Origin of the sequence: Halomonas sp. HG01, assembly GCF_000968715.2 — a bacterium.
Classification (GTDB): Bacteria; Pseudomonadota; Gammaproteobacteria; order Pseudomonadales; family Halomonadaceae; genus Halomonas; species Halomonas halophila.
In genome coordinates, this window is sequence record NZ_CP022134.1 from 2,245,192 (window position 1) to 2,267,472 (window position 22,281).

A 22,281-nucleotide genomic window follows, 5' to 3' on the forward strand; every position below is an offset into this window, starting at 1 on the left:
GGACAGTCTCTTCGGGAACATCGGTAAGATTCGGGGCCGACTCAGTCGGCCCTGGTATCGACGACAAAGGCCTCGTCGAAACCGGCCCGGCGCAACTCGCCGCGCACCGGGTCGATCTGGGTTCGGCCGGCCAGCGGGCCGACCTGAACGCGATGCAGGCCGGCCTCGGAGGCCACCCGCACCGGCTTTGACAGCGCATCCTGCAGCCGGACCTTGAGCTCGCGAGCGCCCTCGGCAGAGCCCAGCGCCGCGACCTGCAGATAGACGGCGTCCTCAGACGCCGGGGCGCGGGCCGGGGCCGCGTCGACGGGCTCGGTCGGCACCGAGGCCTCGACGGACGCCACGGCCCGAGCATCATCGGCACCGCCCCCGTGCTCGGCCTGCCAGGCCACGGGGTCGATCGCCTCGACCCGCACGCGGCCGGTACCGTGATCGAGGATGTCGAGGCGCGCCGCCGCGGCATAGGAGAGATCGATCTCGCGCTCGCTGTGGAAGGGACCACGATCGTTGACGCGCACGATCACCGAGCGGCCGTTGTCGAGGTTGGTGACCCTCGCGAAGCTCGGCAGCGGCAGCGAGCGATGAGCGGCGCTCATCTTGTACATGTCGTAGATCTCGCCGTTGGACGTGGCATAGCCCTGGAACTTCTCGCCGTACCAGGACGCGGTGCCTCGGCGCTCATAGCCGGTGGCGTCGTCCAGCACGTGATAGGTCTTGCCCCACACCTCGTAGGTCGAACGATTGCCGGCCCGGGAGCGTGGCTCGACGCGCGGCACCGCATCCGGCACCTGGCTGACGTCGGGCGGCTCCTCGGGATAGGCGTCGCTGCTCATGGCGTAGCGCCCACCGTCGTCGGCGGCGCCGTCGTCGACGCTCGCCTGCCCGGACGGCGCCGGCGCGGTACCGCCGCCACCGGCACAGCCGGTCAACACCAGCGTGGCCAGCAGCGGCATCCACCAGGCCTTCATGGGCGTTCCTCCGGGTCGGCGGCGGTCGCGGTGAACCAGTCGGCCTGGCGCCCTTCCGCCTCGGCGATGGCCTCGGCCAGCTCGGTGGCCGCCATGGCATAGAGATAGCTGTGGTTATAGCGAGTGATGACGTAGAAATTGTCGCGACCGAAACGGTAGCGCAGGCTGCCGTCTTCCATCTCCAGCGCCAGCGGCACCACCTGGGTGTCGGCGGCCAGCGCCGCCTCGCTCTCGATGCCCGCCGCGGCCAGCTCGCCAACGCTCACGCTCGGCGGCCGTGCGGCGTTGAAGGTGATGCCATCGGGGCGCGCGCTCGGTCCCTCGGCCTCGTGGTAGATCGGCGCCCCCGGCTGCCAGCGGTGCTCGGCGAAGTAGTTGGCGATGCTGCCGATGGCATCCACGGGATTGGTCCAGAGGTTGCGATGGCCGTCGCCGTCGAAGTCCACCGCATAGGCGCGATAGCTGGTGGGGATGAACTGCGGGTAGCCCATGGCGCCGGCATAGGAGCCCTCGATACTGGCCGGATCGACCTCCTGGCGATAGGTGATCTCGAGGAAGGCAGCGAGCTCGCCGCGGAAGAAGTCGCCTCGCCGCGGGTGGTTGAAGGCCAGGGTCGACAGCGAGTCGAGCACCCGATGATCGCCGGTGATCCGGCCGTATCGGGTCTCGACGCCAAGGATTGCGGCGATCATCTCCGGCGGCACGCCGTACTCGGCCTCGGCGCGTTCGAAGGCTTCGCGATGGGCGTCGATGAAGGCCACGCCCTGCTGGATGCGCTCCTCGCCGAGGAAGATATCGCGATAGTCGTGCCACACCATGCGATGCTCGGCGGCGCCGGACATGGCGTCGAGCACTTCCTGGCGGAACTCGGCGCGGCCCATGGCCCGCTCGACCCAGTCGCGGTCGATGCCGCGCTCGGCCACTTCATCCACCAGTGCCCGGACCTTGCCCTGCTGCGGATCGAAATCCGCCGCCGAAACGCCGGCGGACAAGCCCGCCAGCAGGCCGCCGAGGGCCAAGCCCAACCAGCGGCGTCCGTGTCGCGACATCGTCACCGTCATGCGTCTCTCCCTGAGTCTGTCGGCCCGCCGGCCGCGCTAGCGCGGCAGCAGGCGGCGGTGCGAGTGAATGGCCATGAGAATACCGAAACCGGCCAGCAAGGTCACGCTGGAGGTCCCCCCGTAGCTGACCAGCGGCAGCGGCACGCCGACCACCGGCAGGATGCCGCTGACCATGCCGATATTGACGAAGACATAGATGAAGAAGGTCAGGATGATGCTGCCGGCCAGCAGACGCCCGAAGGACTCCTGTGCCGCCCCCGCGAGCCACAGCCCACGGCACACGATCAGCAGATACAGCACCAGGAAGGCCAGCATGCCGATCATGCCGAACTCCTCGCCGAGCACCGCGACGATGAAGTCGGTGTGGCTCTCGGGCAGGAACTCCAGCTGCGACTGGGTCCCCTGCAGCCAGCCCTTGCCCCAGACCCCGCCACTGCCGATGGCGGTGGTCGACTGAATGATGTTCCAGCCGGCACCAAGCGGGTCGCTCTCGGGGGACAGGAAGGTCAGCACCCGCTGGCGCTGATAGTCGTGCATGTTCATCCACAGCAGCGGCAGCGCGGCGGCGGCCAGCGCGGCGAGCACCCCGATGATGCGCCACGACAGCCCGGCCAGCAGGATCACGAACACCGCCGCCATGGCCACCAGCAGCGAGGTACCGAGGTCGGGCTGACGGGCGATCAGCAGCACCGGCGCGCCGATCAGCAGCGCACAGACCAGCAGGTCCTGCCAGCGCGGCGGCAGCTCGCGACGACTCAGCCAGGCCGCCACCATCATCGGCACCGCCAGCTTCATCATCTCGGAAGGCTGGAAGCGCACCACCCCGGGGATCTCCAGCCAGCGCTGGGCGCCCATGCCCATGTCGCCCATGATCTCCACCGCCAGCAGCATCAGCATGCCCACCAGATAGGCCGGCAGCGCCCAGCGCAGCAGGGTGGCCGGCGAGAACTGGGCGATGATCACCATGCCCGCCAGGGCGACCCCGAAGCGAATCGCCTGGGCGATGACGATATGCATGCTCTGCCCGCCGGCGCTGTAGAGCACCACCAGGCCGGCCGACATCAGCGCCAGCAGCAGGCCGAGCAGCCAGGGGTCGAGGTGAATGCGCTCCCAGAGGCTGCGCTTGCGAGACATCCCGCTGGCGGTGGGTTTCACCGGGTGCGGGCGACGCAGCAGCACGTCGACCATGGCCATCATCCCTCTCCCTCGATGTCGGCTTCCTCTTCCGGCGGGATCTCGCCGTGATCGCGCTCGAGCAGCCAGTAGTCGGTCATGGCCCGGGCCGGAGCGGCCGCATGGCTGCTGCCCCCGCCGGCATTCTCGATGATCACCGACACCGCGATCTGCGGGTCTTCCACCGGTGCGAAGGCCATGAACAGGGCATGGTCGCGCAGCCGCTCCTTGAGCTCGTCGGCGTTGTAGCGCTGATCCTGCCCCAGCGAGAACACCTGAGCGGTACCGGACTTGCCGGCCATGCGATACTCGAGCCCCGCCCCGGCACGGCGCGCGGTGCCCTCGTTGCCGGAGAGCACCTGCTCCATGCCCGAGACGACCCGCTCCCACCATTCGGCATGCTCGAGCTCGACGTCCGGCGGCGTATCGTCCAGGTCGAGCGGCATCGGCACGTCGCCGGTCTCACGCACCAGGCGCGGCTTGACCCAGTCGCCGCGATTGGCCAGCACCGCGGTGGCCGAGGCCAGCTGAAGCGGCGTGATCTGCAGATAGCCCTGGCCGATGCCCACCGAGAGCGTCTCGCCGGGATACCAGGGCTGATCGAAGCGGGCCCGTTTCCAGTCCCGGGACGGCAGCAAACCGGTGCCCTGGCCGTAGACGTCGGCGGCCACCCGAGTGCCGAAACCGAACTGCGCCAGGCTGTCGTGGATGCGGTCGATGCCGAGCTCGTGGGCCAGGGAATAGAAGTAGGTGTTGTTGGACACTTCCAGCGCCCGCTCGAGATCCACCCGCCCGTGCCCCCAGCGCAGCCAGTTGCGATAACGGCGCGAATCGTTGGGCAGCTGGTAGTAGCCGGGGTCGTAGATCACCTCGTCGGGGGTGATCTCCCCGTGGCGCAGGCCGGTGATGGCCATGAACGGCTTGATGGTCGAGCCGGCGGGATAGCTGCCACGGATGGCGCGATTGAACAGCGGCAGGTCGATGTCCTGCTGCAGCGCCCGGTAGGAGGCCACGTCGATGCCGGTCACGAACTGGTTGGTATCGAACCCCGGGACCGAGGCCATGGCCAGGATCTCGCCGGTCTGCGGGGCGATCGCCACGATGGAGCCCCGCCGCCCGTCGAGCAGGTCCACGGCGAGGTGTTGCAGCCCCTTGTCCAGGGTCAGCGTCAGGTTTTCCCCGGGCACCGGGTCGGTGTGCCCCAGCTCGCGCAGCACCCGGCCGCGGGCATTGGTCTCCACCTTGCGCAGCCCCGCCTGACCGTGCAGCGTGTCCTCATAGAAGCGCTCGACGCCGGTCTTGCCGATGAAGTGAGTCCCGGCATAGTTGCCGGCATCGACCCGCTGCAGCTCCTCGGTGTTGATCCGGCCGACATAGCCGAGCACGTGGGACATGGCCTCGGCGTCCGGGTAGTAGCGCAGCAGCTGCGCCTCGACCTCGACGCCGGGCAACCGATGGCGGTTGACCGCCAGCCGGGCGATCTGCTCCTCGTCGAGATCGCTCATCAGCAGCGCCGGCTGATAGGGGCGCTGACGCTGACGCGAGCGCTCGCGGAAGGCCTCGACCTGATCCGCGGGCAGATCGAGCAGGTCGACCAGCAGCGCCAGGGTCGCGTCCAGGTCGTCGACCCGCTCGCGCACCAGCGTCAGATTGTAGGTCGGCCGGTTCTCGGCCAGCAGCTCGCCGTTGCGGTCGTAGATCAGCCCGCGGGTCGGCGGCAGCGGCTCGACCCGCACGCGGTTCTTCTCGGAACGGGTGCTGTATTTCTCGTGCTGAACCACCTGCAGGTAGAACAGGCGGCCCGCCAGCAGGCCGCTGAGGAGCAGCACGATGACCACCGCCAGCAGCGAGCGCAGGCGAAAGATCCGCAGTTCCTGCTGGGGGTTCTTCAGGGTGTCGCGTGGCTGACGCATGCTTGGCGGCGACCTCGAGCGATCAGCGATGGTAGGGATGGCCGACCATCAGGGTCCAGGCCCGATAGAGCTGCTCGGCCAGCAGGATGCGCACCAGCGGATGCGGCAGCGTCAGCGGCGAGAGCGACCAGCGCTGATCGGCACTGGCGGACAGCGCCGGGTCGAGCCCGTCGGGCCCACCGACCAGCAGCACCACGTCGCGCCCGCCGAGGCACCAGTCCTCGGCCTGGGCGGCCAGCTGTTCGGTGCTCCAGGTCTTGCCGCCCACCTCCAGCGCCACCAGATGCTCGTCGCCCTTGAGCCGGGCACGCAGGCGTTCGGACTCCTGGGCGATGGCGCGGCGGGTATCGGCGTTCTTGCCCCGGGCCCCGGGGGCGATCTCCTCGATCTCGAGGGCGAAGTCTCGCGGCAGGCGCTTGCGGTACTCCTCGACGCCCTTGGTCACCCAGTCGGGCATCTTGGTGCCGACGGCCAGCAGTCTCACCTTCATGAAGCGCCGTGGGCCCGCTCTTCTTCCTCCAGCGCCTGGCCGTCGCTCGGCAGGTCGGCCCACAGACGCTCCAGGTCATAGAGCGCCCGGGTCTCTGGCATCATCAGATGCACCACCATGTCGCCGAGGTCGACCAGCACCCAGTCGGCACCGCTTTCACCCTCGACCCCCAGCGGCGCCACGCCCTCTTCCTTCACCGTCTGGATCAGCTTGCTGGACAGCGCCGCCAGGTGGCGGCTGGAGGTGCCGCTGGCGACCACCATCAGGTCGGTCACGCTGGTCAGGTTGGAAACGTCGATGACGGCGATGTCTTGAGCCTTGAGTTCCTCCAGTGCATTCAGCACCAGCGTCTTGAGTGCGTCGATGTGCATACCCTTCGTATCAGCCCCTCTAGGCGGAAAATGATGTTGCCGCCATTGTACCGGCTCGGGCGAAGCCTGGCAGCGCCCGATGACGGCTCGACGACGTTTTTTTGCGCCGAGCCGCCGGCGGCTAGCGACGGTAGAGTCCCGCGGAGAGGATTCGTTCCTCGACCGCCTCGGGCAGCAGATAGCGCACGCTGCGCCCCTCCGCCAGGCGCCGACGCACCTCGGTGGCGGAAATCGCCATGCGCGACGACAGCCGCAGGCGCAGGAGCCCGCCGGCCGGCGAGGCCATCAGCGCCGCCGGAGTCTCGACCTCACGACCGCCGATCAGCTCGGCGAGCGGCCCGGGCAGGTCGGCCTCGTGGTCAGGGCGATCCACCACCACCAGGTGGGCCAGGGAGAACAGCCGTTCGGGGGCATGCCAGTCGGCCAGGCGCAGGAAGGCATCGTGGCCCAGCGCCATGACCAGCCGCGCCTCGGGGCCGAACTCCCGGCGCAGCTCCGCCAGGGTATCGGCGCTGTAGGACGGCCCCTCGCGCTCGAGCTCACGCGGGTCGGCGATCAGCCCGGGGGTATCGCCGATCCCCAGGCGCAGCAGTGACAGGCGCTCCTCGGGGGTGATGCGCGGCTCGCCCCGCAGAGGCGGCCGGGCCGCGGGCATCATGTGCACCTGATCGAGCCCCAGCGCCTCATGAAGCTCCACGGCGCTGCGCAGGTGACCGAGATGGACGGGGTCGAAGGTCCCGCCCAGCATGGCGATGCGCGGGGCGCCCTCGACCGCCGCGCGCTCTGACGCCGCCTTCACCGATACCTCGTTCACTGACGGATCTGACCGTCACCGAGCACCACGTACTTGCGCGTGGTCAGCCCCTCGAGTCCCACCGGGCCGCGCACGTGCAGGCGATCGGTCGAAATGCCGATCTCGGCCCCCAGGCCGTATTCGAAGCCATCGGCAAAGCGGGTCGAGGCATTGACCATCACCGAGCTCGAGTCGACCTCGGCCAGGAAGCGCCGCGCCAGGGTGTAGTTCTCGGTGACGATGGCATCCGTGTGCCGCGAGCTGTAGCGTTCGATATGCGCCATGGCGTGGTCGATGCCATCGACCACGCGAATCGCCAGCACCGGCGCCAGGTACTCGGCCGCCCAGTCGGCTTCGCTGGCCGGGGCGGCGTCGGCGAGGATCGCCCGAGTGCGCTCGCAGCCACGCAGCTCCACGCCGTACTCGGCGTAGGCCGCGGCCAGGGCCGGGAGCAGGTCCTCGGCCACCGGGGCGTCGACCAGCAGGGTCTCCATGGTGTTGCAGGTGCCGTAGCGCTGGGTCTTGGCGTTGACGGCGATGGCCAGCGCCTTGTCACGGTCCGCGCTGGCGTCGAGATAGACGTGGCAGACCCCGTCCAGGTGCTTGATCACCGGCACGCGCGCCTCGCGGGAGATACGCTCGATCAGCGACTTGCCACCCCGCGGGATGATCACGTCGACATACTCGGGCATGCCGATCAACCGCCCGACCGCGGCGCGGTCGGTGGTCGCCACCACCTGGACCGCCGCCTCCGGCAGGCCGGCGTGTTCGAGCCCCTCGCGTAGGCAGGCCGCGATGGCGGCGTTGGATTCACGGGCCTCGGAGCCGCCGCGCAGGATGGCCGCGTTGCCCGACTTCAGGCACAGGCTGGCCGCTTCCATGGTGACGTTGGGCCGCGATTCGTAGATGATACCGATCACGCCCAGCGGCACCCGCATGTGGCCGACCTGGATGCCGCTCGGCCGGGCGCTCAGACCGTCGATCTCGCCCACCGGATCAGGCAGTGCCGCGACCTGATGGAGGCCCTCGATCATGGCGTCGACGCGCGCCTCGTTCAGCGCCAGGCGGTCGAGCAGCGCAGCATCCAGACCGTTCTCGCGGCCGCGCTCCAGGTCCCGGGCGTTGGCCGCCAGCACCGCGTCGCGGGCGGCATCCAGGCGCTCGGCCATGGCCTTCAGGGCGGCGTTCTTGGATGCGGTGTCGGCGCGGCGCAGGCGAGCGGCGGCGGTGCGAGCCTGCTGGCCCAGGCGCTGCATGTAGGCGTCGACGTCGGTGATGGCATCATCGGAGTGGGAGGCGTGAGCTGTCATGCCGTAGAGTGTCTCCAGGAAATCGCTGCGGGGCATCAGACCGCGCCCCAGGCTCGTGTCGGAACGGGAAGGAGCCCATACTAAGTCACCATGCAGAGCAAGTACAAAGTCGGGCTGATGCGCGTCAACCTGCTGATCGCTGCCGGCCTCGCCAGCTTCCTGGCCATCACCGCCGAGACGCTGCCGGACGCCCTGCTGCTGGGCCTCGCCGCGCTGTGGCTGACGGTGACCGCCAGCCAGGCGGCCCGCCGCCGCCGCCGCCATCCGGCCACCGTACCCTGGCAACTGCTGCCGGGGCTGCTGCTGGCCGCCCTGCTGTGGGTCACGCCGGACCGCCACCTGACCTGGCTGTGGGCCTGGGCCATCCTGCTGATGGTGCCTCAGCCTCGCTGGGTGCTGCTGCTCAACGCTGCGCTGGCCGTCACCAGCTGGTGGCACCTGCGCCCCTCGCTGGATACGGAACAATGGGCACTGGCCGGCCTGCTGCTGGCCGGCCTGATGCTGCTGGGGCTGGCACGCGCGCTGGAGCTTCAGGCCCTGCAGCGCAGGATCCGCCATCGCGCCCGACTGCTTCCCGGACTGCCCCTGTGGCCGAGCCAGTGCCTGCGCCACGACGTGCAGCGCGAACGAGAGCGTGCCAGACGAGAAGACAGCCATGTGGAACTGGTGCTGCTCCACGTCCGCCGAAGGCAGCTGTGGCCGCTGGCCGAACGACTGTGCCAGCGACTCCGACCGTTCGAGAACGGCTACCGCCTGGACCGACGCACCCTGGCGCTGCTGCTGATTCATCGCGACGCCGAGCAGGCCGCCGAACGGCGCCGGGTCCTGCTGGCGGATCTCGACGACTCGGCTCGCGTCCGGGTCATCGCCCTGCCACGACTGGGCTCGCTGTCGGGCGAACGCCGCGCCCTGAAGCGCCAGGCCCGGCACATCGAGGCCCGGGAGATCGTCCATCATGACTGAAACGAGCACGCCCCGTCCGCGCCTGTTCCTTCTGGTGCTCGGCATCACCACCCTGCTGCTGCTCGGCCAGGCGCTGTGGTTCTACCTGATGGGCCACTACGCACGCATCCTGCTGCCCGCCCTGCTGGCCCCGGTCATGGCCCTGGCCGCACTGCTGGCCGCCACCGGCAGAACGCCGACGCGCGCCTCCGCCTATCTGGCCCTGATCTGCGGTTTCCTGCTGATCGCCGTCGAGCTTCCTGACCAGAGCGGGCACCCGACGCTCTGGATCGGCCTGCCGCCGATTCTCACCCTGGTGCTGCTGCCGCTGGGCCCCGCCATTTTCCTCAACCTGGCCCTGACGCCGATCTGGCTGGCGCTGCTCGGCAACGGCAAGGCCGACGCCGACCTCGCCGCCACCTACCTGGCGCTGGTCGCCGTGGCCACCCTGACGCTGTGGGACCGCCTGCGCCAGCGCATGCTGCTGCAGGCCACCGACCCGCTGGAACGGGAATGCACGGCGCTGACCCGCACACGGCTGCACGAGCGCCTGATCGGCGAGTTCGAGCGTGCCCGCCTGCTCGAGCGCCCCCTGGCGGTGCTGGTGATCCACCTGCCCCAGCTCGACATGACCCGCGAGCAGTTCGGCGACGCCACGCGCCGCACCATGCTGACCACGTTCTGCCACAGCGTGCACCAGGACTGTCGCGAACTCGACGCGCTGGGCCGTGAGGACGAAGCCGCCTTCTGGCTGGTGCTGCCCGACACCACGGAAAGCGGCGCGCTGCTGGTCCAACAGCGCCTGCAGCAGACGCTGGAGCAGGTGATGCTGATGGATACCGGCCCGCTGGAAGTGCGGCTGCGCATGGAAACCCCACGCCCAGGCGAACCTCGAGCCTCCTTCCTGACTCGCCTGCAGGCCATGACCCAGGCCCTGGCCACCGGCTAGCGCCCCATCGATCAAGGAGGGAACCTTGGATCTCGTCGACCTGCTTCAGCGGCTGACGCCATCGCCAGCGATGCTGCTGCTGCTCACCGCGCTCATCGCCCTGGTGGAGTCGCTGGCCCTGGTGGGCCTGCTGGTGCCCGGGGTGGTGCTGATCACCGCCGTCGCCTCCATGGCCGGCCACCAGGAGCTATCGGTCGCGGCGATGATGTCTGCCGCCTTCGTCGGCGCCGTGATCGGCGACGGCCTGAGTTTCTGGCTGGGCTACACCCAACGCGAGCGCGTCACTACTCTGTGGCCGCTGTCCCGCTACCCCGAATGGCTCGCCCAGGGCGCTCGCTTCTTTCACCGCCATGGCGCGCTGTCGGTCTTCCTGGGCCGCTTCGTCGGCCCGGTGCGGCCGGTGGTTCCGCTGATCGCCGGCATGCTGCACATGCCACCGCGCCGCTTCACCCTGGCCAACCTCGGCTCGGCCGCCCTGTGGGCGCCGGCCTACGTGCTGCCCGGCTATCTGCTCGGCCGCACCTGGCAGCGCCTGCCGGGCGTGCCCGAGGCCCTGCACCCCTGGCTGGCGGGGCTCGGCGGCCTGGTCGTCGTGCTGGCACTGATCTTCTCCTGGCTGCGCCATCAGACCCACCACGACGGCCTGATCTATCGGGCCATGGCCGCCCTGCTGCGCCGCCACCCCCATGGCCGCCGACTGTGGCGATCCCTGGCCCGCCGCCGAGGCCGCGAGGCGCCCTTCGGCACCTGGCTGCTGTTGCTGACCTCACTCACCGCGCTGTCGGCCTGGACCCTGGTGGTGCTGCAGCACGGCGGCCCGCTGCCCATGGACCGGCGGCTCGATGCGCTGCTGAACGAGCTGGCAATTCCCGGGCTGACGGGCTTCGCCGAGCTCCTTGCGCGCCTCGGCGACCTGTATGGCGTGATCGCCCTGATGCTGCCCTGGACGCTGTGGTGGCTGGCCCGGGGGCGACTCGACATCCTGAGCCACTTGGTCGGCGGACTGGTCGGCATCGCCGCGCTCAACGGTCTCGGCAAGGCGTTGATCGGCCGCGCCCGCCCGCACACGCCGCTGCACCTGACGGATTCCTTCTCCTACCCCAGCGCCCACACTTCCACCGCCGTGGTGCTGTTCGGCCTGGCCGCGGCCTTCATCGCCCGGGAGCTGCCGCTGCCCCGCCGCTTCTGGGCCTACTGGGGCGCCATCGCCCTCATCGTGCCCATGGCGCTGTCGCGGCTGGTGCTGGGCGTCCACTGGCTGAGCGACCTGATCGGCGGCGCCCTGATGGGGCTGGTGGTCTGCGCGCTGGTACAGCTCGCCTGGCAACGCCGGCCGCACCGCACCCTGCGGCCCTGCCCGTGGCTGATGCTCGGCACGGCGTCGCTGGCGCTGGTCGCCGCGCGCATCGCCTGGCTGGGGCCGGCGTAGGGGCAAGCTGCAAGCTGCAAGCTGCAAGCTGCAAGCTGCAAGCTGCAAGCTGCAAGCTGCAAGCTGCAAGCTGCAAGCTGCAAGCTGCAAGCTGCAAGCTGCAAGCTGCAAGCTGCAAGCTGCAAGCTGCAAGCTGCAAGCTGCAAGTCGGCAGCGTGAAACCGCCCAAAGCAAAAGAAAACCCGAAGGCCATGGCCTTCGGGTTTTCTTGTAGCTCGGCGCTTGTAGCTCGGCGCTTGTAGCTCGGCGCTTGTAGCTCGGCGCTTGTAGCTCGGCGCTTGTAGCTCGGCGCTTGTAGCTCGGCGCTTTTAGCTCGGCGCTTGTAGCTCGGCGCTTGTAGCTCGCGCTTGTAGCTCGGCGCTTGTCGCTCGACGCTAGCCCAGGATCAACCAGACCCCGACGCCGATCATCAACGTACCGGCCAGGCGGTTGAGCAGCCGCACCTTGTCGGCCTGGCCCAGCAGATGGCGCAGGGTCTGGCCGCCGGTGGCGTAGGCCAGCAGGGCAACGAACTCGATGGTCAGGATGATGGACACCAGCGCGCCCAGCTGTGCGGCGAGCGGCCGCGAGGCGTCGAGAAACGGCGGCAGCAGGGCCACGAAGAAGGCCCAGCCCTTGGGATTGGCCACCGCGGTGACGAAGCCCTGCATGGCCAGTTCCCGGCGTCCGGCGCAGCCCTGGCTTTCGAGGTTGTCGGGAATCGCCATGCGACCGCGGGAGCGCCACATCATCACGCCGAGATAGGCCAGATAGGCCCCGCCCAGCCACTTGAACACCGCAAACAGCGCCGGCTGGCTCAGCATCAGCGTGGCCACGCCGGCGCCGGCCGCCACGGCGACCAGTCCCACGCCGACGAGTTCGCCGATCATCATCCACAGGGTGCGTCGCACACCCTGGGTCATGCCCAGCACCATGGCCAGGGTCATGCACATGCCCGGCGTCAGCGACACCAGCAGGAAGGTCGGCACGAACACCGACAGCACAGACAGCGAGATCATGACAAGATCCTCCTTGAACTTGCGACCCGCTCAGCATGGCGGGCCGACATGACGGCGGCATGTCCGGGCGCTCCCTGGCCCGGGCCGGTCTACTCGCCCCAGCGAGGCATCAGACGATGCGCGATGCCGAGCTGATTGAGAATGCGCGCGACGATGAAGTCGACCAGGTCCTCGACCGAGGCCGGCCGATGGTAGAAGCCCGGCGCCGCCGGCATCACCACCGCCCCCAGGCGCGTCAGGTTCAGCATGTGCTCGAGGTGGATCGCCGACAGCGGCGTCTCACGCGGCACCAGGATCAGCTGACGGCGTTCCTTCAGCGCCACGTCGGCGGCGCGCTCGATCAGGTTGTTGCTGGCCCCGCAGGCCACCGCCGAGAGCGTGCCCGTGGAACAGGGACAGATCACCATCGCCGAGCTGGCGCCGGAGCCGCTGGCCACCGGCGCCATCCAGTCCTCGCGGCCGAAACAGCGGATCTGCCCCGGCGCGGCGCCCGCGCGCTCGGTGAGCGCCTCGGCCAGCCGCTCGGGGCGCGCCGGCAGGTCGGTCTCGGTCTCGGTGGCGATGACCAGGTGCGCGGCCTTGGAGATCATCACCCAGACCTCGCGCTCGGCCGCCACCAGCGCCTCGATCAGGCGCAGCCCGTATTGGGCGCCGGAGGCGCCGGTCAGCGCCACGGTGACCGGGGCGCCGAAGCGCTCGCTGCCGTGCTCAGCCGCCATGGGCCACCTCCAGCGCCGCCAGCAGCTTCTCATGGATACCGCCGAAGCCGCCGTTGGACATCACCACCAGTCGGTCGCCCGGGCGCGCCTCGGCCACCAGCGCCGCCACCAGGCCGTCCAGATCGTCGAACACGCCGCCGGGACGGCCGCTGGCCTCGACCACCGGCGCCAGGGTCCAGTCGAGTCCCGCCGGCTGGTACCAGTAGGCGGCGTCGGCATCGGCCACGCTGCCGGCCAGGCGCTCGCGCAGGGTGCCGAGACGCATGGTGTTGGAGCGCGGCTCGATCACCGCCAGCAGTCGCCCTTGCCGGGCGGAGGCCCGCAGCCCGCCGAGGGTGGCGGCGATGGCGGTGGGATGGTGGGCGAAGTCGTCGATGACCTGGATGCCGGCCACCTCGCCGCGCAGCTCCTGCCGCCGCCGCGGGGTGGCGAAGCGGGCCAGCGCCTCGGCACCATCGGCCAGCGAGACGCCGCAGGCGTGGGCGGCGGCCAGCGCCGCCACGGCGTTGCGGGCGTTGTAGGCGCCGCTCAGCGACCAGTCGACCAGCGCGACTTCCTCGCCGCCGTCGTCGCGACGATGCACGACCCGGAAACGGCTGGCATCGTCGCGCTCGAGGGCCAGATGCCAGGCGCTGTCCGGTGCGGTGCCGAAGCGCTCCACCGGCGTCCAGCGACCCTGTTCGAGCACGCGCTCAAGCGCCGGCTCGCCGTCGGCCACCAGCAGCCGCCCCTTGCCCGGCACGGTGCGCACCAGGTGGTGGAACTGGCGCTCGATGGCGGCCAGATCGGGAAAGATGTCGGCGTGGTCGAACTCCAGGTTGCCCAGCACCGCGATCTCGGGGCGGTAGTGCACGAACTTGGAGCGCTTGTCGAAGAAGGCCGTGTCGTATTCGTCGGCCTCGACCACGAAGGGCGCATCGGCGACACCCAGCCGCGCCGAAACGCCGAAGTTGCGCGGCACGCCGCCGATCAAGAACCCCGGCGCCAGGCCCGCGGCCTCCAGCAGCCAGGCGGTCAGACTGGCGGTGGTGGTCTTGCCGTGAGTACCGGCCACGGCGATCACCCGCCGCCCGGGCAGCACGTGCTCGGCCAGCCACTGGGGGCCGGAGACGTAGGGCAGGCCGCGGTCGAGCACCGCTTCCACCTCGGGATTGCCCCGCGAGAGGGCGTTGCCGATCACTACCAGGTCCGGCGCCGGCTCGAGGTTCTCGGCGGCGAACCCCTCGGTCAGCACGATGCCCGCCTGCTCGAGCTGAGTGCTCATGGGCGGATAGACGCCGGCGTCCGACCCACTGACCCGATGGCCGGCCTCACGAGCCAGCAGGGCCAGGCTGCCCATGAAGGTGCCGCAGATGCCGAGAATATGAAGGTGCATGCAAACTCCGCTACCGAACGTCGGTGTGCCGGCGGGCCGGCGAAAAGCGGCAGCCTAGCATGGCGCCTGCGACCTCTCCAGCGCACGGCGCCGCGTGTCAGGCGTCGCACGTCGCGTGTCGCCGACAGGATGCAGCCATGGGGGCGATGGGCTAGAATCGCGGCTTTTCGGGACGAAGCCGGGAAGCGCTCGCCGCGCCACGGCTGCCCTTCCCTTGACGCGACCAGCAACAGGATAGCTCCATGGCCCAGCACAACGCCTTCTACGCCCAGTCCGGCGGCGTCACCGCCGTGATCAACGCCAGTGCCTGCGGCGTGATCGAGGCCTGCCGCCGCCACTCCGACCAGATCGGCAAGGTCTACGCCGGCCACAACGGCATCATCGGCGCCCTCACCGAGGACCTGATCGACGTCAGCGAGGAGAGTGACGAAGCGATCGCCGCCCTGCGCCACACCCCGGCCGGCGCCTTCGGCTCCTGTCGCTACAAGCTCAAGGACATCGAGACCCACCGCGCCCAGTACGAGCGCCTGATCGAGGTCTTCAAGGCCCACGACATCCGCTACTTCTTCTACAACGGCGGCGGCGACAGCGCCGACACCTGCCTCAAGGTCTCCCAGCTGTCCGAGAAGATGGGCTACCCGTTGACCGCCATCCACGTGCCGAAGACCGTGGACAACGACCTGCCGATCACCGACAACTCGCCGGGCTTCGGCAGCGTGGCCAAGTACATCGCCACCTCCACCCTCGAGGCATCGCTCGACATCGCCTCCATGTGCGCCACCTCCACCAAGGTATTCGTGCTCGAGGTGATGGGCCGCCATGCCGGCTGGATCGCCGCCGCCGGCGCCCTGGCCGGCGACAAGGAAGGCGACGCACCGCACCTGGTGATCTTCCCCGAGGTGGCCTTCGACCGTGCCGCGGTGATGGCCCGGGTCGAGCAGTCCGTCAAGGACTACGGCTACTGCGTGATCGTGGTCTCCGAGGGCGCCCGCTACGAGGATGGCACCTTCCTGGCCGACTCCGGCAATACCGACGCCTTCGGCCACCGCCAGCTGGGCGGCGTGGCCCCGACGCTCGCCGGCATGGTCAAGCAGGACCTGGGCTACAAGTACCACTGGGCCGTGGCCGACTACCTTCAGCGCGCCGCCCGCCACCTGGCCTCCAAGACCGACGTGGACCAGGCCTACGCCGTGGGCGAGAAGGCCGTCGAGCTGGCGCTGGCCGGCGACAACGCCAAGATGCCGGCCATCAAGCGCACCGGCGATGCCCCCTACACCTGGACCGTGGAGGCCGCGCCGCTGGCCGAGGTGGCCAACCGCGAGAAGTTCATGCCCCGCGACTTCATCCGCGAGGACGGCTTCGGCATCACCGAGGAATGCCGCCGCTACCTGTCGCCGCTGATCCAGGGCGAGGACTTCCCCCCGTTCGAGAACGGCCTGCCCAAGATCGCGCATCTGGCCAAGCATCGCGTCGAACGCAAGCTGCCGGCATTCAGCATCTGAGCGGCAGGCTGCAGGTCAACAGCCTGAAATCGCCTGGAGAAACAGAAACCCCGAAGGCAAAACCTTCGGGGTTTTCTTGTAGCTCGGCGCCAAAGGGGCTACCCCACGTCGATTCCTATCTCAGGAACCAGCTCAGCACCAGGGGCGCTTAAGGGTCTGACCCCAATGGATGCCTATCTCAACAGCCAGCTCAGCACCAGCAACACCAGCAGCGCGGCCGCCACGACCTGCCAGAACCACGTCGCCCCACCCCGCTTCGGCGGCCCCCCGTCCGACGCCGGCTTCGGCGTCTTGAGGGCATGCAGGAACTCCGACAGGCGACGGAACCGCAGGGCCCGCTGAGGCATCAGGGCACGCTTGAGGGCCGCGTCGAGCGCCGACGGCACTTCGGGATTGAGCGCCTGGGCACTGCGATAGTGCATCCGTTCCAGATCGGTATGGCGCAGCAGGTCCTTCACCGGCAGCTCGTAGGGCAAGGCGCCGGTCAGCAGCCAGTAGACGGTGGAGGCCAGCGAATACTGGTCGCTGCGTCGGCCGACCTCGTCATCCATGGCGTACTCCGGCGCGCTGTGCTCGGTCAGCCCCACCTGGCGCAGCAGCCCCCTCGAGCGCCGATGACCGTCCACATCGCGCAGGTGACAGGCGCTGAAGTCGGCCAGCACCACCTGGCCATGGCGATCGATCAGCACGTTCTCGGGATGGATCTGCTGATGCAGCAGGTCGCGCCGGTGCAGCGCCTGGACCGCCTTGCCGAGCTGAGTCGCGATATCGAGCCGCTGCCCGAGGCTGGCGCGGGGATGACGCCGCGCCCACTCTTCCAGCGTCATGCCTTCCACGTAGGCCATCAGGTAGTAGAGGTAACGGCGCGGCCGCGAGGGCGTCATCACCCGCACCACGAAGGGCGAGCGCACCCGCTCGACGATCCACTGCTGAAGCAGGAAGTGCTCCAGGTAGGCGTTGCGACTGGAGAGCTCCGGGCTCGGCGCCTTCATCACCATCTCGCGCTCGGTGTGCGTGTCACACACCCGGTAGACCCGCGACTGGGCGGTGCGCGACAGCACCTCCAGCACCTCGAGCCCGTCCAGCCGTTCGCCCACCGCCAGCTCCGGCGGGATCGGCAGCTCGCCGTAGGAACGGTCCGGCCGATCCTCCTGCGCCTCGGGCAGCGCATCGATGCGCACCAGCTGGAAGCAGAACGGATCGCCGCCGTAACCGCGCTCCCGGGCCCGTTCGCTGGCGGTCTCGGCCAAGCGCTCGCAGGCCGCGTGCAGGTCGCTGGCGTCCTCGCGGATCAGTCGCACGTAGTCCGACGGCATCAGGGTGCCCTGCACCGCCTGGGTGGTGAACAGGAAGATGTCCCCCTGCTTGAGCGGCATCTCCACGTAGTCGATATCGAGGCTGACATCCATGCCCAGCGCCCGGGAGGGATAGCGGTAGCCGCCAAGGTCGGTGACGTGATCGCGACTGAGCTGCTCGAACTCGGCTCCGCGCAGGCGGAACACCAGCGTATCGCCCATATGAAAGAGATGCGCCGTCTGGCCCTGATAGACCATCGCCGACACCGAGCTCACGTAGCCACCATCGCGGACCTGACGACTCTGCCCGTAGCACCAGCCGTTGAGGGCGTGCAGCACCCGGTGCGCCGACACCTTGGCCCCCCAGTGCTCGGGCGTCGAGTAGAAGTCGGCCAGAAACCCCTGCACGCTGAGGTCGCCCGCCTGCTTGGCCAGCGGGTTGCGCGAGGTGGAATCGGTGATCAGCGCACTGGCGCCCTTGCTCGTCAGCAGCGCCGTCTCGTCGGGCACGCAGACCGACATCGAACTGCGATGCCGGCCGCGATCCGGCACCACGAAGGCCTGGCCGAAACTCAATGACAGTTGCGCGGATGCCACGACGATCTCCTTGTGTGTCAGCGACTTCGAGACCGCAAGGCCCCCCTCCATGGGCGCTCATGATACACGCCTGCCCGGGGGCCTGGCTCTCCCCCCGTCGTCGACCCGCCTACCGGGGCCACGACGACCACATCCCCGCTCGGACGACCTAGGTCGGGTTGGTAATCGCCGGAGCGGCCTCGTATAATTCGCCGGATTTCACCCGACGGCCACCCGCCAGGGCCACAAGCCCAGGGCCATAAGCCATAGAAGGACGCCCTCATGAACTTCGACAACATCCCCGCCGGCAAGGACCTGCCCAACGACCTCTACGTCGCCATCGAGATCCCGGCCAACCATGCCCCGGTCAAGTACGAGATCGACAAGGACATGGGCGCCCTGCTGGTCGACCGCTTCATGGCCACCCCGATGTTCTACCCGGCCAACTACGGCTTCATCCCGCACACCCTGGCCGACGACGGCGACCCGCTGGACGCCCTGGTCGTGACGCCGTATCCGGTCCAGCCCGGCAGCGTCATCCGCGCGCGCCCGGTCGGCATCCTGAACATGACCGACGAAGCCGGCGAAGACGCCAAGCTGGTCTGCGTGCCGCACGAAAAGCTGTCCAGCCTGTACGACGACGTCCAGGAAGTGACCGACCTGCCGGAACTGCTGCGCCAGCAGATCGCCCACTTCTTCGAGAACTACAAGGATCTCGAGAAGGGCAAGTGGGTCAAGGTGGAATCCTGGGAAGGCGTCGAGGCCGCCCGCAAGGCTATCGAGAAGGCCGCCGCGGCTCACGACAAGGCCTGATCGCCCGCGATCATGCCCGGACAGTAAGGGGCCGCCCGATGGGCGGCCCCTTCGTCATTCCGGCATGGCGACGGACTCAACGCGCCTCGTCAGCCTCCGGCATGGACAGGGCCTCACCGACGGCGTCATTTTCCTCCGTCTCGACACCCACTTCCTCGACGCTCTCTTTATCGACGCCCTCTTCCGCGACGGCCTCTTCCCCACCGACCTCTTCCGCCGTCACGTCACCATCACCGTTCGCCGCGTCCCGAGGCGCCTTGACCCCGCCTTCGCTCGCCTCCGGCTCGGCAGCCACCTCCCGCGCCGTCTCGTTCTCTTCGGCGACGGTCTCCGCGCCGCTCTCCTGCCGAGCGTCGTCATCGGCCGCCGGCACCTCGAGGGCATCAAACTGCGTCGCCACCCCCTCGGCGAGCTCGCGGCTCAGGTCCCGGGCACGCAGCACATGATGCGCCATCACCAGCGAATGATTGGCGAACAGCCCGAAACCCGAGCCGTTGAGGATCACCGGGCTCCACAGCCGTCGCTGGCTCAGCTCGAGTTCGGCCAGCAGGGCCTCCCAGCGCATCGTCAGCCCGGCGGCCTCGATTCGCTCGGCCTGGTCGCGGTGCATCGCCACGAGCAGACGATGAAGGGCCCAGGCCTGGCCGCGGGCCTCGAAGAAGACGTTGTCGAGCCGGTACCACGGCGTCTCCGTGGGCAGCCCCTCGGTGTCGAGGTCCAGCCCGGCCAGGGCTTCGGGACTGCCGACGCTGGCCGAGAGGCGACGTCCCATGTCGTCGAGCCCCCGGGACACGCCGTTCAACCAGGCCGCAATCCCCTGGCCATCGGCAGCGAAGGCGGCCTGACCGCCGCCAAGCGTCTGGCGATAGCCGTCGAGGGCGGCGCGGGCCTGCTCGAGTCGACGCTCGGTGGAGGGATAGAACCAGTCGTCGGCATCGCCCTCCAGCGCCGTGCGCGCGGCATCCAGCGCCGCGGCGTCGCCGCCGGCGATGGTCGGCAGCGACTGGCTCATCCAGCGCGCCTGGCCGAGCACACCGAGCTCCCAGGCGGGCATGTTGTCGAGCCATACCCCAGGCGGGGCCAGGTCGTTGCGCAGATAGCCGCCCGGCTTGTCGAGCAGCGTCCCCACCAGGCCCGACAGGCCACCCACGACGGCCATGCCCGGCGCCGTGTCGGAGGCGGCGACGGCGTCATCCGACACCGGCTCTAACGCCGGCGTGCGGCTCCACCAGACGCCCAACCCCAGCGCCACGACCAGCGCGATCACCAGCACCGCCAGCAGCGGCTTCCAGATCCAACCGTATTGCGGACGCTCCAGCGTCTCTTTACTGCGGCGACGCCGTTCGGCCGCCCGTCGCTTCGATGCCATGATAGGATTTCCCTGACGATGTGGGCTCGGAATCCGCCGAGCTGCGACGGCAAGGCGCATCCACAGCTACCCCGCCGCTACGATATGCTAACGCCGATGCCGAACCGGCACCGCTGCTTCCCGCATCAGAGCATAGCGGCCGACGCCGTGGAACCCCATGCCCCACCACGGGTCACAAACCCGCCGCCGTCTTCGCGGCGGCGCCATCGATGACGCTCACTCACGCTCAAGGACCACCCCGTGCCGCACGCCCGCCGCTTGATAAGCCTGCTTCTGCTGTTATGGATCCCGCTCATCGCCCAGGCACAGTGGTTCGACGACGACGGCGGCAGCGACGGCGACTTCCTGCCCGTCGAGGAGGCCTTCCAGTCCAGCGCCTGGCACGACGGCGAGACGCTGACGATCGGCGTCGAGAACGCCGACGGCTACTATCTCTATCGCCATCGATTCAGTGTCGACAGCGCAACCCCGGGCGTCAGCCTCGGCGAGCCTCGCCTGCCGGCCGGCACGGCCAAGACCGATGAATTCCTCGGCGACGTGCGCGTCTTTTACGATCGGGTCACCTTCACGGTGCCCATCGAGCGCGCCGGCGGCAACGCCGAGGGCCCGCTCGACCTGACGTTCGGCTTCCAGGGCTGTGCCGATGCCGGCCTCTGCTATCCGCCCGAGAGCGTCTCGCTGCAGGCGCCCGAGGGGCAAGCCCCCGCCGCCTTCGCCGACGTCGATCCGACGCCACCGGGCGGCAACAGCCGGGACGCTGCCGGCACGACCGGCGGCGCGCCCACGGCCCCGATCAGCGAGGATGGCCGCTTCAGCGCCCTGCTCGCGGAAGCCAGCCTGCCGCTGGTGTTGGGCCTGTTCTTCCTCGCCGGCCTGGGCCTGACCTTCACCCCCTGCGTGCTGCCGATGATCCCGATCCTGTCCTCGATCATCGTCGGCCAGCAGCCCAGCCGTTACCGCGCCTTCGCGCTGTCGCTGTCCTACGTGGCCGGCATGGCGCTGACCTACGCCGTCGCGGGCGTGCTGATGGGCAGCTTCGGCGCCGGGCTGAACCTTCAAGCCAGGCTCCAGTCGCCCCCGGTACTGATCGGTTTCGCGGCGCTGTTCACGCTGTTCGCCCTGGCCATGTTCGGCGCCTTCGACCTGCGCCTGTCGCCGCGGCTGTCCGGGCGCATCGAGGCCTGGCAGACCCGTGCCCAGCGGAGCGGCCCGGCCGGCCTGGCGCTGGCCGGCGCACTCTCGGTACTGGTGGTCTCACCCTGCGTCTCGGCGCCGCTGGCCGGCGCCATGGTGTTCATCTCCTCGACCGGCGATGCCGCGATGGGCGGCGCCGCCCTGCTGGCCCTGGCGCTCGGCATGGGTGTGCCGCTGCTGCTGGTCGGCACCTTCGGCCCGGCCCTGCTGCCGCGCACCGGCGCCTGGATGACCGGCATCAAGGCCGCCTTCGGCATCCTGCTGCTGGGCGTCGCCGTATGGCTGATCGAGCGCCTGGTGCCGGGCCCCGTGGCGCTGTTGCTATGGGCCGCCCTGGCCATCGGCGCGGCGCTGGCCCTCGGCGCCTTGAGCCTGAACACGCCGCCGGGCTGGGCCCGGGCGCGCCAGGCGCTGGGCCTCCTGCTGCTGACATGGGGCGTGACCCTGGTGATCGGCGCCTCCAGCGGCGCCGAGGACCCGCTGCGCCCGCTGGCCCAGCGCGAGGCTGCCGCCACTGACGGTGTCGGCGCCCCCGAGCCGGCGACCGTGGTCACCCGCCTCGACGAACTGGACGCCGCTCTCGCCACGGCGGACCGGCCGGTGTTCGTCGACGTCACCGCGGACTGGTGCATCTCGTGCAAGGTCATGAAGCGCGAGGTCTACCCCGCCCCGCCGGTGGCCGAGGCGCTCGCGAGCTTCCACCGCATCGAGGTCGACGTGACCGATACCGACGCCGACAGCCGGGCGCTGCTGGAACGCTTCGAACTGTTCGGCCCACCGAGCCTGCTATTCTTCGACGACGGTCGCGAACTGCGCCAGGCGCGCATCCAGGGCGAGGTCGACGCCGATCGGCTGGCCCGCCACCTGGAGGGCGTCAGCGCCTCGCTCGACGCCGGCAGCCGCCCGGGCTAGGGTTCATTGGCGAACGCCGTTCGGGTCGCTGGACATCGCCCATGAATTTCGGCAAACTCCGCCCACACCGCTTTTCGAGGCCGATAGAGGCGACAAGAGACGCCATCTTGCCGCGATCTATAGCAAGTT

19 protein-coding genes are annotated in these 22,281 nt (G+C 69.5%); 6 read left to right on the forward strand and 13 right to left on the reverse strand.

The window, feature by feature from the left end; genetic code table 11:
- Positions 1 to 41 precede the first annotated feature (41 nt).
- From UN84_RS10590 to UN84_RS10625, 8 genes are all read right to left on the reverse strand, one after another.
- Complete coding sequence (locus UN84_RS10590) at positions 42 to 968, reverse strand: septal ring lytic transglycosylase RlpA family protein (protein ID WP_046080187.1); 927 nt, start codon at positions 966 to 968, stop codon at positions 42 to 44.
- Positions 965 to 2,029 (reverse strand): lytic murein transglycosylase B, encoded by a 1,065-nt coding sequence (gene mltB / locus UN84_RS10595; protein ID WP_046080186.1) that lies wholly within the window; start codon positions 2,027 to 2,029, stop codon positions 965 to 967. Before mltB ends, UN84_RS10590 begins: the two co-directional genes overlap by 4 nt.
- 36 nt (positions 2,030 to 2,065) lie before the next feature.
- A complete protein-coding gene (gene rodA, locus UN84_RS10600; RefSeq protein WP_035596189.1) occupies positions 2,066 to 3,223 on the reverse strand; it encodes a rod shape-determining protein RodA in 1,158 nt (385 codons plus the stop codon).
- Positions 3,223 to 5,115: a penicillin-binding protein 2 gene (mrdA, locus tag UN84_RS10605; RefSeq protein WP_046080185.1), complete on the reverse strand. Its 1,893-nt coding sequence runs from the start codon at positions 5,113 to 5,115 to the stop codon at positions 3,223 to 3,225. The genes rodA and mrdA overlap by 1 nt, the downstream gene beginning before the upstream one ends.
- 22 nt (positions 5,116 to 5,137) lie before the next feature.
- On the reverse strand, positions 5,138 to 5,605 hold the full coding sequence (gene rlmH / locus UN84_RS10610; RefSeq protein ID WP_046080184.1) for a 23S rRNA (pseudouridine(1915)-N(3))-methyltransferase RlmH: 468 nt from the start codon (positions 5,603 to 5,605) through the stop codon (positions 5,138 to 5,140).
- Positions 5,602 to 5,976 (reverse strand): ribosome silencing factor, encoded by a 375-nt coding sequence (rsfS, locus tag UN84_RS10615; RefSeq protein WP_046080183.1) that lies wholly within the window; start codon positions 5,974 to 5,976, stop codon positions 5,602 to 5,604. The genes rlmH and rsfS overlap by 4 nt, the downstream gene beginning before the upstream one ends.
- 121 nt (positions 5,977 to 6,097) lie before the next feature.
- Positions 6,098 to 6,724 (reverse strand): nicotinate-nucleotide adenylyltransferase, encoded by a 627-nt coding sequence (nadD, locus tag UN84_RS10620; protein WP_046080508.1) that lies wholly within the window; start codon positions 6,722 to 6,724, stop codon positions 6,098 to 6,100.
- A 62-nt stretch (positions 6,725 to 6,786) separates the two neighbouring features.
- Entirely contained in the window at positions 6,787 to 8,079 is a 1,293-nt protein-coding gene (locus UN84_RS10625) for a glutamate-5-semialdehyde dehydrogenase (protein ID WP_046080507.1), read from the reverse strand.
- A gap of 90 nt (positions 8,080 to 8,169) precedes the next feature.
- On the opposite strand from UN84_RS10625, the gene UN84_RS10630 reads away from it, so the two are divergent.
- Genes UN84_RS10630 through UN84_RS10640 form a run of 3 tightly spaced genes read left to right on the forward strand, consistent with a single transcriptional unit; the run spans position 8,170 to position 11,399 of the window.
- Positions 8,170 to 9,042, forward strand: coding sequence for a hypothetical protein (locus tag UN84_RS10630; RefSeq protein ID WP_052719395.1), 873 nt, complete (start codon positions 8,170 to 8,172; stop codon positions 9,040 to 9,042).
- Positions 9,035 to 9,970 (forward strand): GGDEF domain-containing protein, encoded by a 936-nt coding sequence (locus tag UN84_RS10635; RefSeq protein ID WP_046080182.1) that lies wholly within the window; start codon positions 9,035 to 9,037, stop codon positions 9,968 to 9,970. Before UN84_RS10630 ends, UN84_RS10635 begins: the two co-directional genes overlap by 8 nt.
- A gap of 25 nt (positions 9,971 to 9,995) precedes the next feature.
- Positions 9,996 to 11,399 (forward strand): bifunctional DedA family/phosphatase PAP2 family protein, encoded by a 1,404-nt coding sequence (locus tag UN84_RS10640; protein WP_046080181.1) that lies wholly within the window; start codon positions 9,996 to 9,998, stop codon positions 11,397 to 11,399.
- Between the two features lie 374 nt (positions 11,400 to 11,773).
- Here the strand turns inward: UN84_RS10640 and UN84_RS10645 are convergent, their stop codons facing one another.
- The 3 genes from UN84_RS10645 to mpl all read right to left on the reverse strand — a co-directional run bounded on the left by UN84_RS10645 (position 11,774) and on the right by mpl (position 14,491).
- Complete coding sequence (locus UN84_RS10645) at positions 11,774 to 12,397, reverse strand: LysE family translocator (RefSeq protein WP_173834997.1); 624 nt, start codon at positions 12,395 to 12,397, stop codon at positions 11,774 to 11,776.
- A gap of 89 nt (positions 12,398 to 12,486) precedes the next feature.
- The gene (locus tag UN84_RS10650; protein WP_046080180.1) at positions 12,487 to 13,116 is read right to left on the reverse strand and encodes a flavin prenyltransferase UbiX; all 630 of its coding nucleotides are present in this window, start codon (positions 13,114 to 13,116) and stop codon (positions 12,487 to 12,489) included.
- Complete coding sequence (gene mpl / locus UN84_RS10655; RefSeq protein ID WP_046080179.1) at positions 13,106 to 14,491, reverse strand: UDP-N-acetylmuramate:L-alanyl-gamma-D-glutamyl-meso-diaminopimelate ligase; 1,386 nt, start codon at positions 14,489 to 14,491, stop codon at positions 13,106 to 13,108. The genes UN84_RS10650 and mpl overlap by 11 nt, the downstream gene beginning before the upstream one ends.
- Positions 14,492 to 14,733: 242 nt before the next feature.
- Between mpl and UN84_RS10660 the strand changes: the two genes are divergently transcribed.
- A complete protein-coding gene (locus UN84_RS10660) occupies positions 14,734 to 15,993 on the forward strand; it encodes a 6-phosphofructokinase (RefSeq protein WP_046080178.1) in 1,260 nt (419 codons plus the stop codon).
- Between the two features lie 173 nt (positions 15,994 to 16,166).
- Here the strand turns inward: UN84_RS10660 and UN84_RS10665 are convergent, their stop codons facing one another.
- Positions 16,167 to 17,885, reverse strand: a complete 1,719-nt coding sequence (locus UN84_RS10665) for a bifunctional protein-serine/threonine kinase/phosphatase (RefSeq protein ID WP_046080505.1) — start codon at positions 17,883 to 17,885, stop codon at positions 16,167 to 16,169.
- Between the two features lie 261 nt (positions 17,886 to 18,146).
- Here UN84_RS10665 and ppa point away from each other — a divergent pair, with 261 nt between their 5' ends.
- Positions 18,147 to 18,677 (forward strand): inorganic diphosphatase, encoded by a 531-nt coding sequence (ppa, locus tag UN84_RS10670; protein ID WP_035599659.1) that lies wholly within the window; start codon positions 18,147 to 18,149, stop codon positions 18,675 to 18,677.
- A gap of 76 nt (positions 18,678 to 18,753) precedes the next feature.
- Here ppa and UN84_RS10675 read toward each other — a convergent pair whose 3' ends face one another.
- Positions 18,754 to 20,046 carry a DUF2333 family protein gene (locus tag UN84_RS10675; protein ID WP_046080177.1) on the reverse strand — a complete coding sequence of 431 codons (1,293 nt, stop codon included), beginning with the start codon at positions 20,044 to 20,046 and terminating at the stop codon, positions 18,754 to 18,756.
- 240 nt (positions 20,047 to 20,286) lie between these two features.
- On the opposite strand from UN84_RS10675, the gene dsbD reads away from it, so the two are divergent.
- On the forward strand, positions 20,287 to 22,152 hold the full coding sequence (gene dsbD / locus UN84_RS10680; protein ID WP_046080176.1) for a protein-disulfide reductase DsbD: 1,866 nt from the start codon (positions 20,287 to 20,289) through the stop codon (positions 22,150 to 22,152).
- Positions 22,153 to 22,281 lie beyond the last annotated feature (129 nt).